An 11,034-nucleotide genomic window follows, 5' to 3' on the forward strand; every position below is an offset into this window, starting at 1 on the left:
AGTCTTAAATCTTGATTCTTACATCTTGATTCTTATTCCTATCCGGCCTTCGGGAACGCAACACCATTAGCGCTGAAATCCTTAAATATCTTTTCCTGCAGGGCTATTTTCGCTGTTAAAAAGTTGGCCGGCTCTACCCACACATTTATGGTGATGCGTACCGAATCTATTTCCATACTGATGATTCCCACCCTTGCGGCCGGTTCTGTAAGCAGGTCTTGGGTTGAACTGATGGCCTGGTTAATGATAGTTTTCACTTTATCCAGATCATTGGCGTAGGCTATCTTAATCTCAAAATCCAGCCGGCGTTTACCCTCGCGGGTTACGTTTACAATTACTTCGTTAAAAAGCTTTCCGTTGGGAATAATTACCTGCTTGTTATCGGCAGTAATTAAAACCGTATAAAAAATCTGGATGGATACAACTTTGCCATCCTGACCCTGGGCTACTATGCTGTCATCAACCTCAAATGGCTTTAATAATAAAATGAGTACCCCACCCGCAAAATTTTGAAACGTACCCGAAAGGGCCAAACCGGCGGCAACGCTAAACGCGCCAATTATAGTAGTGAAAATAGTAAGCTGGAAACCAAAAATATTAATTACCGAAATTATCAGCAATATATACAGGCTGGTAATTGTAACACTAAGAAGAAAGGGCTGTAATGATGAGTGGACTTCCCTTTGAAGAAGCCGTTTGCGTATCCGCGACCTTAAAAATTTGATGAACCAGAGGCCGACGAGCAGAACTATTAATCCGAATGTATAGCGAATCCAATTATCTACTATCCATTTGTGCGTATCAAAATAAAAATCTTTTAACTCCATAACTGGAGGCAAAAGTAAAAATTAATTACTTACCGTAAATAGTTATAAATAATTCGGGTCCTTTAAACAGCAACCAATCTACTATGGCACTGTGTATTTGTTTTGATTTTTGTGTTATATTTTTCATATCATCCTATGCTATTCAAATCCTATGCCTAAGAAACTATCTTTCAGGATTGTTACGCAAAAATACTGCTTCGCTGTTAAGATAATTTTAAAAACTAATCAAATGATTAATTAATGACCATCCGTTTACGTTCAAATGACTATAACCGCTCTTTTAAAAAACGAAACCCTGTATACAAAAGCATACAGGGTTTCAAATAGTATATGTTTTAATACGCCCGTTAGCTAACGGGCCGGGGGGCTATTACATCATGCCGCCCATGCCGCCGCCACCCATTGGTGGGCCACCGGCTGGAGCATCTTCAGGATCATCAGCCAATACAACTTCTGTTGTTAACAACATAGCTGCGATAGAAGCTGCGTTCTCTAAAGCTACACGGCCAACTTTAGTTGGATCGATAACTCCTGCTGCAATCAGGTTTTCGTATTTATCAGTACGTGCGTTGTAACCGAAATCGCCTGTACCTTCTTTAACTTTTTGTACCACGATTGAACCTTCGATACCAGCGTTCTGGCAAATTTGACGTAAAGGCTCTTCGATAGCACGACGGATGATCTGGATACCAGTGTTCTCGTCTTCGTTATCACCTTTAAGATCAGCTAAAGCAGCTACTGCACGGATGAAGGCAACGCCACCACCTGCAACAATACCTTCTTCAACAGCGGCACGTGTTGCGTGTAAAGCATCATCAACACGGTCTTTTTTCTCTTTCATTTCAACTTCTGTAGCAGCACCTACGTAAAGTACAGCAACACCGCCAGATAATTTGGCTAAACGCTCCTGTAATTTTTCGCGGTCGTAATCAGATGTCGTTGATTCGATTTGAGATTTGATCTGGCCAACACGACCTTTGATCTCATCGGCAGAACCAGCACCATTGATGATAGTTGTGTTGTCTTTGTCGATAATGATTTTCTCGGCAGTACCTAAGTAAGTCAAGTCAGCATTTTCTAATTTGTAACCTCTTTCTTCAGAGATCAAAGTACCACCAGTAAGGATAGCGATATCCTCTAACATGGCTTTACGACGATCGCCAAAGCCAGGAGCTTTAACGGCAGCCACTTTCAGTGAACCACGGATTTTGTTAACTACCAAAGTAGCCAAAGCTTCGCCATCAAGGTCTTCGGCAATAATTAACAATGGTTTACCTGTTTGTACTTGTTTTTCAAGGATAGGAAGTAATTCTTTCATCGAAGAGATCTTTTTATCGTAGATCAGGATGTAAGGGTTTTCTAACTCAACTTCCATTTTATCAGCATTGGTAACAAAGTAAGGAGAAAGATAACCACGGTCAAACTGCATACCTTCTACAGTTTTAACTTCAGTTTCAGTTCCTTTTGCTTCTTCAACAGTGATAACACCATCTTTACCAACTTTAGCCATAGCCTCGGCAATTAACGAACCGATGATCTCGTCGTTATTTGCCGAAATTGCAGCAACTTGTTTTATTTTGTTATTGTCTTCGCCTACAGTTTGCGATTGAGCTTTTAAATCCTCAACAACAGCTGCAACAGCTTTATCAATACCACGTTTTAAATCCATTGGATTTGCACCGGCAGCTACGTTTTTAATACCTGCGGTTACAATAGCCTGGGCTAAAACGGTAGCAGTAGTAGTACCATCACCTGCAATATCAGCAGTTTTTGATGCAACTTCTTTAACCATTTGGGCACCCATGTTTTCTAAAGCATCTTTCAGTTCGATTTCTTTAGCAACAGTAACACCATCTTTAGTGATTGACGGTGAGCCGAATTTTTTATCAATAATTACGTTTCTGCCTTTAGGGCCTAATGTTACTTTAACCGCATTGGCCAAAATATCAACACCGCGTTTTAAGGCGTCGCGTGCTTCAACATTGTATTTAACTTGTTTTGCCATTTTTTTAGTTATTGAATTATTGAGTTAGTGAATTAGTGAATTAATTTTCACGCTCAATAATTGTTTTTCCGTTTTGTTTTTGATTATTCCAGTGATTTTTTGTTGATCAGCAAGTCAGGCATTCACTAACTCACTAATTCAATAGCTCACTAATTAATTTACAATACCGCGTAAACGTCAGATTCGCGCATGATTAGATACTCTTTTCCTTCGTAAGTAATTTCGGTACCGGCATATTTACCATATAAAACCTGGTCACCAACTTTTACTGTTAAAGGCTCATCTACTTTACCGTTACCTACTGCAACGATAGTTCCACGCTGAGGTTTCTCTTTAGCGGTATCAGGGATAATGATTCCCGAGGCGGTTTTCTCTTCGGCCGCTGCGGCCTCTACAACCACTCTGTCGCCGATTGGTTTAATGTTTAATGACATAGTTATAACTGTTTATTTATTTAAGTTTTTCAACCACCAAATCCTCATCAATTATGCCAAGGCCGGGCAATGGCAAATATTGACATACTTAACTGTTGTAATGGCAGCAAAAACGTTTTTTTATTTTTTACCCTTAACAGTATTTTAACCTTCCCGTGCCATCGTGTCAGTTAAGCAGGAACAAAAAAACGGCTTTGGATTGTTCCAAAGCCGTTTTTTTATTTATTAAGCCTAAACTTATTTTGTTTTATTGGGGGTTGGTGCCGCAGGTATATTCAATGGCGTTGCTGCAGGCGCGGTTGTTGAAGGTTTTGAAGCCTTATCAATCTGGTTTTGCAAAGGGTTTGCAGTACTTGCCGAGCTTCCTTTGGCTACCACGTTAATGGCCAATGCCAATACCATTACAGTGATGGCTAATACCCAGGTACCTTTTTCCAAAAAGTCGCCGGTTTTTTGAACGCCCATTAATTGCGATGAACTTGAAAAATTAGATGACAAACCGCCGCCTTTAGGGTTTTGGATCAACACGATTAGCCCTAACAGAGCGCATACAATAACGGTAAGGATAATTAAAATGATCATTTCTTTATTTTATATTAATTCGTTTTCTTTTCTAACAGTTCAATTTGGTGGGCAAAGTAACGGCTTTTTTCCGGAAATTTCAACATCAATTTTTTATAAGTGGCAATCGCTTTGTGATATAGCATCTGGTCGGCGTAAATCTGCGCCAGGGTTTCGCTCACCAGTTCATTTTTATCTTCCGAACTTTTTTTAGCCTTATTCTCGTTATCTATCTTGTTTATGGATGGTGGCCTTATCTGCGGCTCTTCCTTAATAAATTTTTCAATGATGATGTCTTCTTTGCGTTTCACCTCCGGGGTATCTGGTATTGGCGCATTTTCAAGATCCTGGAGCGATTTATCGTGAAATATATTTTCAAAATATTGCTGTTGAAGTTCGTCGGCAGCATGCTCCCGTTTTTCATCGGCGGTTATTTCATGCGATACCGGCCGCTGTGCTTGTCGCGAATACGGCTGATAGGTCCCGGCGTACTCTTTACGTGTTTTATCAAGCCACCACATAAAGGTATAAGGCATCTTTTCATCGTGATATTTTGATATCGTTTCGGCTTCGTGGGCAATATCTCCCCCTTTGGCAACCACAGGAAGTGCCTCTGCTGCAACCGGTATGGCCTTATCAGCACCTTTTTGATCGGCTATCGAATTATCAAACATAAAGTAATCGGTAGCAGCAATGCTGCCAATGATCCATTTTTCTGTTTCAAAATTGATATCTGCCGGGTTGTTCCTGGGTCCCGCAACAACTTGCTCACCCGCGCCGGGCTTTTCGGCAGAAATTGGCGCCTGTTCGGTTGCAATTTCATCATCAACCTCTTGCCCGGGTTTTATATCCGATGTACTGCCATCAAAGCTAATATTTTCAATGCCTACAATTTCGTCAAAAATCTCATCTTCTATATCATCGTCGGTTTTTTCTTCAGCTGTCGCCGGCTGTTCAGCAGGCCAAACATTTTCGCCGGCAGGTTCTTCCTCTTCAATTACCGCATCAGCTGCGTAATCTGTAGCAGGTTGGGGCTCCGGCGTTTCTGCCAATCCCTCAAATTGATTTACAGCCCCGTCAATATCCACCGGCTCTTCGGCTATTTCGACTACGGCGCCTATATTAAAATAGTTTTCATTTTCCCCGGGAGAAGGCGTAGCAGGTGCCTGCCCATTTTTAAAACCGGCAATTTGTCCGGCAGATACCACCGGCAAACTCTCGGGATCGTTAATAAGCTTGTGCAGCACCCTGGGGCTAAAATAAGCGGCGGCTTGTTTTAAATCGTTCCCGTTACCTGCATGCGCAAGCATAGCCCTTAACAGGCCACTTTGTGGAAATTCATCAACCAACTGCTGCAAATCATAGTTATGCACCTGGCCATTATCGGCCGGGTTGGCCAATAATTCCCATAATATCTCGTTTTGCCTGTTATTTAAATATTGATCCACGTGGTTGAAAGTACGAAATGCCTACCAATTAGAAAAGGCCCGGTTAAAAATATCTTCGGTTAATTGCTTTGTAATTTCCTGGATGAGTTTTTGCTCCTGCGAATTTATATCCCCCCTGTAATTAGCAAACCGCGTCATACTTTCCTCAAAGTTAAGATTTTTATCCTTCTTATCTTTCTCATAAACACATTTTACCCTCACAGTGATACTTAATTTATTGGCATCGGCAATTGGCGCGGTATTGTTATTAGTCGCCTGGATAGATACCGGCGCTATCTGGTAACCAATGATGGCCCCAGACATGATCACATCCCCTTCGTTCCTTACAATACTTAAGCGACTTTGCGTACGGATACGCTCTTTCAGGGCCTCGGTAAACGTTTGGCTCAGGTTGTTAACTACCAGCGGCGCGTTATTTTCAAAAAACTGAACATTGATGGTTTTCAGTTCAAGCGGTATCGCCGTGTTTTTGAGCGTATAACAAGAAGACAGCAAACCTAAACTTAAAACAACAATTGCACCGTATAACCTTTTCATCAACCTTATAAATTTAACTCTTTTATTTTTCTGTACAGTGTACGCTCGGATATACCCAGCTCGTTGGCGGCCAGTTTGCGTTTCCCTTTATGCTTCTTTAAAGCCTTCCGGATCAGGTCCGATTCCTTCTCAATCAGCGATAGCGATTCTTCTACCTCCTCTGCTTCGTGGGTTATATTATACGCATCGTTACTGCCTATATTGCTGCCATTATTATTTGTATTAACGGGCTGCTGCAAAGTAAATTGTCCCTCGGGGCTGCCCGGAATTTCGATATCGCGGTACAACTGGTTTATGGTTTGCGAGTGATTTGCATAATTGGCTGATACGCCGCCGTGTTCAATAATATCGGCCACCAGCTTTTTCAGTTCAACCATATCGCGTTTCATATCAAACAATACCTTGTACAATATATCCCGTTCAGAAAAATCCTCTTTACCCGGGTTACCTACACGCATAGGCAAATTACGGCCGCTGGCTTCATGCGGGATATAAGTTAGCAGTGTAGGGCCGGTAATTATACGGTCACGTTCTAAAACCGCCAGCTGCTCGGCCATGTTTTTAAGCTGACGCACGTTACCCGGCCAGCTGTAATTAATCAACACCTGTTGCGCCTCTTCATCCAACTGGATGGGAGGTGTACGGTATTTATCGGTAAAATCAGATGTAAACTTCCTGAACAGCAGGTAAATATCCTCTTTCCTGTCGCGCAGGGGCGGTATTTTTAATGGCACCGTATTTAAACGATAGTACAGGTCTTCCCTGAACTTCCCGCTTTTTACGGCATCGTAAACATCAACATTGGTTGCGGCTATAACACGCACATTGGTTTTCTCTACCTTTGATGAACCTACTTTAATGTACTGGCCAGATTCAAGTACCCTAAGCAAACGTGCCTGGGTGCCTAAAGGCATCTCGGCAATTTCATCCAAAAATATGGTGCCGCCGTTTACGGTTTCAAAGTAACCTTTACGTTCGCCAACTGCACCGGTGTAGGAACCTTTTTCGTGGCCAAACAGTTCTGAATCGATAGTGCCTTCCGGTATAGCCCCACAGTTTACCGCGATGAAAGGCCCATGCTTACGCGGGCTCATCTGGTGTATAATGTGCGAAAACACTTCCTTACCACTCCCACTCTCGCCGGTAATTAACACGGAGATATCTGTAGGCGCCACCTGGTTGGCTATATTTATTGCCCGGTTAAGCAATGGCGAATTGCCAATGATCCCGAAGCGTTGTTTTATTTCTTGTATTTCCATATTGAAGAAGAGTCAAGAGATTAGAGTCAAGAATTAAGATTTTGTTTCAGGTTTCAGTATGTGCTCTCTGAATGAAAAAATCATCCGCTGAACTTCTGCCACTAATTCCATGCAACTAAATAATTTATCCGTCGACCCATATTTCCGGCGCTCACATATTAATAACTGTGTTTCAAGTTCAAAAGATGATGACATCGAAATTGACAAAAACTCTGCAAAATGTTTACTCGTTGTTTTTCCAGATCCTTCGGCTATGTTTGAAGGAATGGAGCACGAGCATCTATTTATCTGATCAATCAAATTGTAGTGCTCAGTTACCGGTAAATCTTTACTATAATCAAATATCAAATCGGTTAGGTCCATTGCTTTTTGCCATACTTTCAAATTCTTAAAATTATGCCTCATACAAGTTCCTGTCTTATCTCTTGATTCTTATATCTTGGTTCTATTTCACAACCACGCCAATCAACGTAGCCGTAGTAGTTCTTTCAATCAAAACGTTTACGTATTGGCCGGGCTTGTAGTTGTCAGCTACGGGGAATATCACCATGGCGTTTTGATCGGAGCGGCCGCAATAGTCGTTTTTTGATTTTTTGGAGAAGCCCTCTATCAGCACTTTTTCTGTTTTACCAACGCGTGCCTGTGCGCGGTAGTAAGAGTATTCCTGCTGTTTTGCTACTATCTCGGTTAATCGTTTTTGCTTTACTTCCTCGGGGATATCATCAGCATAGCGTTTTGCGGCCAATGTTCCGGGGCGCTCGCTATACTTAAACATGTATGCAAAATCGTATTTTACGTAGTCCATCATGCTTACGGTATCGGCATGTTCCTCGTCAGTCTCGGTACAAAAACCTGTTATTACATCGGTCGAAATCGCGCAATCGCCAACAATCCTGCGAATGGCGTCAATCCTGTTGATATACCAATCGCGGTCATAAGTCCGGTTCATCATATCCAGGATACGGCTGTTACCAGATTGCACTGGAAGATGGATGTAGTTACAAATATTTTCGTATTTGGCAATAGTATATAAAACCTCATCGGTAATATCCTTTGGGTGCGACGTTGAAAAACGCACACGTAAATCGGGGTTAATAAGGGCCACCATCTCTAATAGGTTGGCAAAATTGGTAACAGGAGCCTCACCTAAATCCTCTCCAAAGGAGAGGACTTGCTTAGCATCTTGTCCATCCTGCTCATCAGAACCCTCTCCTTTGGAGAGGGCAGGGTGAGGCGTTTTCCACTTATACGAATCCACATTCTGCCCCAGCAAAGTAACCTCACGATATCCTTTATCAAACAGGTCGGTACATTCGGCTACTATTGATTGAGGATCGCGGCTGCGTTCGCGGCCACGGGTAAACGGTACTACGCAAAACGAACACATGTTATCGCAGCCACGCATAATAGATACAAACGCGTTGATGCCATTACTGTTTAATCGTACCGGACTTATGTCCGCATAAGTTTCCTCGCGGGACAGCAATACGTTCACGGCCTTTTGGCCGCTATCAACCTGGTCTATAAGATTAGGCAGGTCGCGGTATGCATCCGGGCCAACAACAACATCAACCAGTTTTTCTTCTTCTAAAAATTTCGATTTCAGGCGTTCGGCCATACAGCCCAATACACCAACTACCAGTCCTGGATTTTTTACCTTGGTAATAGCAAACTCCTTTAGGCGGTTACGCACACGGGTTTCGGCATTCTCGCGGATAGAACAAGTATTTATAAATATAACATCGGCTAAATTATGATCGCCGGTGGTTTCAAAACCTTGTTCTGATAATATGGATGCAACAATCTCGCTATCGCTAAAATTCATTGCGCAACCATAACTTTCAATATAAAGTTTGCGGCCGTTATTTTTACCCGTCACCGGCTGCTCTAAAACTAAAGCCTCGCCTTGCCTGCTCTCATCATGTACCTTATCCGGAAGAACCAAATCCATCATTCAATTAAAAATTAGTTTGCAAAAATACACAAAATTTAAATACACGGATGACATATTGTCAGTATTTAACAAAATCAAGATTTTATTGTTATATTTCTGATTCTATACGTATAAGCGTACCAGTAACACCATAAAAGTAAACGGATATCTATAAATGAAGCTTAAATTCTTAAGGCACAAATGGCAAAAAATAGCTTTTAGCTTTGTATTGGTACCGGTACTCATTGTATTTATTATAGCGCTTATACTTAACCATTACCTTGCGCCTATTTTGGCCACGCAGGTGCGGGAGGCTGTTTTAACAGGAAGCGATAGCCTGTACCATGCCAATTTTACCAAAGCCGAGCTCCATTTATTAGAAGGAAAAGTTACGATATATAATATCAGCCTTATTCCGGATACCGCGGTGTACAACCGCAAAAAGCAACAGCACGTGGCGCCAAATAACCTGGTAACCCTACATGTAAAGAAACTCATTTTAAGGCATATACACCCCTTCAGCTATTATTTCAGGCATAAACTAAACATCAGCGAAATTATTTTGAATGAGCCTGAATTAAATGTTAGCTACGCGCTTAACCATACACAGGATACCGTTTTAAAGGACCACCGCACAACCTGGCAAAAAATCTCCAAAAGCCTGCGTTCCATAAGCGTAGCGAATATTTACTTTAACGATGTAAAATTTAAGTACGAGGATTACTCGGGCCATAAGGTGGTAATATCTACCCTTAAAGAAATGAACCTGAGCGCTACCGACCTCCTGATCGACTCGGCGACCCAGACTGACAAATCGCGGCTGCTGTACTGCAAGGATATTGTTATGGAGCTTAATAACTATAGCGGCAAAACCGACAACGGGTTATACGATTATAAAATAAATTACCTTAGGCTATCAACTATGTACTCCAGGCTCAACATCAGGGGTCTGCAATTGCAGGCCGCAAAAAACGACCTGTTTTTTAACAAAAGCCAAAGCGACAGCTTTACCCTGGGGGTTGATTCATTAGAGCTCAACAACTTCGATTTTTTGAATTATCATAAATACCGGCGCGTAAGGGCATCAAGCCTTAACCTTGCCAATGGCACACTAAAGGTATTTGGTAACCCCAACAAAAGTAAGCAAGTGGCTATGGATCAAGTATCCACCTTCCCCAATGTACTGGTACGTAACACAGATGCCGACCTGACAATAGATACCATCCGGGTGAAACGCATCAATGTATCCTATTCCGAATTTAATGTAGAGACAAAAAAAACAGGATCGGTGGAATTTGACAATACCAGCGGCGAGTTCCATAATGTTACAACAAATAAAGCGGCTATTGCCAAAAACAACATTACCGATGTGCGGCTTACCAGCTATTTCATGAACCGGGGACGATTGGATGTACAGTTCCTGTTTAATTTAACTGATGCCGACGATACCTTTAGCTATAAAGGATCGTTGGGTAATATGGTGGCCAACAAACTTAACCAGGCTACTGTGCCATTGGCCATGCTGAAGATAACATCGGGCAACATCAGGCAATTTAATTTTGATATTCATGCCAACCGCAAGGCATTTAAGGGCCGGATAGCGTTGTTATATAACGATTTAAAGGTATCCATCCTGGAAGCCGACACAGCCAACAATCGTTTAAAGAAGCAGCAGCTGATATCCATATTTGCCAACCTGTTTGTTATTAAACACAACAACCCCGATGTTGCCGGCAAAGCGCCCCGTTTTGCCAATGTTAATTATTTGCGCCCCAAGGACTCGCCATTTTTTAAAACCGTTTGGCGAACCTTGCTACAGGGCATAAAAGAATGCGCCGGCCTGGATGAAAAATCACAGCAAGCCGCGATGGGGCGGTTAACCGAACATAAAAAAAATAAGCAGGAAAGATTGATAAGGAAAGCCGAACGCAAAAAACGAAGGGCCGATAAAAAAGCGGCAAAGGCGCTAATTTGAAAATTAATGGGGTTAACAATGCATTTTCAAATCTTCAAATCCTCAAATTTTCAAA

The 11,034-nt window shown here is 42.0% G+C and carries 10 protein-coding genes; 1 reads left to right on the plus strand and 9 read right to left on the minus strand.

Features of this window, described 5'->3' with window-relative positions:
- Positions 1 to 38: 38 nt before the first annotated feature.
- The 9 genes from AC1DXF_RS06835 to AC1DXF_RS06875 form a co-directional block, all read right to left on the minus strand.
- Positions 39 to 620 (minus strand): mechanosensitive ion channel family protein, encoded by a 582-nt coding sequence (locus AC1DXF_RS06835; protein WP_477447452.1) that lies wholly within the window; start codon positions 618 to 620, stop codon positions 39 to 41.
- A gap of 577 nt (positions 621 to 1,197) precedes the next feature.
- Positions 1,198 to 2,832 carry a chaperonin GroEL gene (gene groL / locus AC1DXF_RS06840; protein ID WP_090641444.1) on the minus strand — a complete coding sequence of 545 codons (1,635 nt, stop codon included), beginning with the start codon at positions 2,830 to 2,832 and terminating at the stop codon, positions 1,198 to 1,200.
- Positions 2,833 to 2,990: 158 nt separating this feature from the next.
- Positions 2,991 to 3,266 (minus strand): co-chaperone GroES, encoded by a 276-nt coding sequence (groES, locus tag AC1DXF_RS06845; RefSeq protein ID WP_090641441.1) that lies wholly within the window; start codon positions 3,264 to 3,266, stop codon positions 2,991 to 2,993.
- Between the two features lie 237 nt (positions 3,267 to 3,503).
- Entirely contained in the window at positions 3,504 to 3,848 is a 345-nt protein-coding gene (gene secG, locus AC1DXF_RS06850) for a preprotein translocase subunit SecG (protein ID WP_477447455.1), read from the minus strand.
- A 14-nt stretch (positions 3,849 to 3,862) separates the two neighbouring features.
- Positions 3,863 to 5,275 carry a hypothetical protein gene (locus AC1DXF_RS06855; protein WP_477447457.1) on the minus strand — a complete coding sequence of 471 codons (1,413 nt, stop codon included), beginning with the start codon at positions 5,273 to 5,275 and terminating at the stop codon, positions 3,863 to 3,865.
- Positions 5,276 to 5,296: 21 nt separating this feature from the next.
- Positions 5,297 to 5,812: an LptE family protein gene (locus AC1DXF_RS06860; protein WP_477447459.1), complete on the minus strand. Its 516-nt coding sequence runs from the start codon at positions 5,810 to 5,812 to the stop codon at positions 5,297 to 5,299.
- 5 nt (positions 5,813 to 5,817) lie between these two features.
- Positions 5,818 to 7,071, minus strand: coding sequence for a sigma-54 interaction domain-containing protein (locus tag AC1DXF_RS06865; RefSeq protein WP_477447461.1), 1,254 nt, complete (start codon positions 7,069 to 7,071; stop codon positions 5,818 to 5,820).
- A gap of 33 nt (positions 7,072 to 7,104) precedes the next feature.
- The gene (locus tag AC1DXF_RS06870) at positions 7,105 to 7,476 is read right to left on the minus strand and encodes a four helix bundle protein (protein WP_477447463.1); all 372 of its coding nucleotides are present in this window, start codon (positions 7,474 to 7,476) and stop codon (positions 7,105 to 7,107) included.
- Positions 7,477 to 7,516: 40 nt separating this feature from the next.
- The gene (locus tag AC1DXF_RS06875) at positions 7,517 to 9,025 is read right to left on the minus strand and encodes a MiaB/RimO family radical SAM methylthiotransferase (protein WP_477447465.1); all 1,509 of its coding nucleotides are present in this window, start codon (positions 9,023 to 9,025) and stop codon (positions 7,517 to 7,519) included.
- A gap of 154 nt (positions 9,026 to 9,179) precedes the next feature.
- Between AC1DXF_RS06875 and AC1DXF_RS06880 the strand changes: the two genes are divergently transcribed.
- Positions 9,180 to 10,979, plus strand: a complete 1,800-nt coding sequence (locus tag AC1DXF_RS06880; RefSeq protein WP_477447467.1) for a hypothetical protein — start codon at positions 9,180 to 9,182, stop codon at positions 10,977 to 10,979.
- Positions 10,980 to 11,034: the final 55 nt, after the last annotated feature.

The sequence above is a fragment of the Mucilaginibacter sp. P2_A5 genome (genome assembly GCF_056404995.1).

Excerpts from the sequence above, each read along its gene's own strand:
- groL (WP_090641444.1), bottom strand. The coding sequence starts at position 2,832 with ATGGCAAAACAAGTTAAATACAATGTTGAAGCACGCGACGCCTTAAAA.
- groES (WP_090641441.1), bottom strand. The coding sequence starts at position 3,266 with ATGTCATTAAACATTAAACCAATCGGCGACAGAGTGGTTGTAGAGGCC.
- secG (WP_477447455.1), bottom strand. The coding sequence starts at position 3,848 with ATGATCATTTTAATTATCCTTACCGTTATTGTATGCGCTCTGTTAGGG.
- AC1DXF_RS06860 (WP_477447459.1), bottom strand. The coding sequence starts at position 5,812 with ATGAAAAGGTTATACGGTGCAATTGTTGTTTTAAGTTTAGGTTTGCTG.
- AC1DXF_RS06865 (WP_477447461.1), bottom strand. The coding sequence starts at position 7,071 with ATGGAAATACAAGAAATAAAACAACGCTTCGGGATCATTGGCAATTCG.
- AC1DXF_RS06870 (WP_477447463.1), bottom strand. The coding sequence starts at position 7,476 with ATGAGGCATAATTTTAAGAATTTGAAAGTATGGCAAAAAGCAATGGAC.
- AC1DXF_RS06875 (WP_477447465.1), bottom strand. The coding sequence starts at position 9,025 with ATGATGGATTTGGTTCTTCCGGATAAGGTACATGATGAGAGCAGGCAA.
- AC1DXF_RS06880 (WP_477447467.1), top strand. The coding sequence starts at position 9,180 with ATGAAGCTTAAATTCTTAAGGCACAAATGGCAAAAAATAGCTTTTAGC.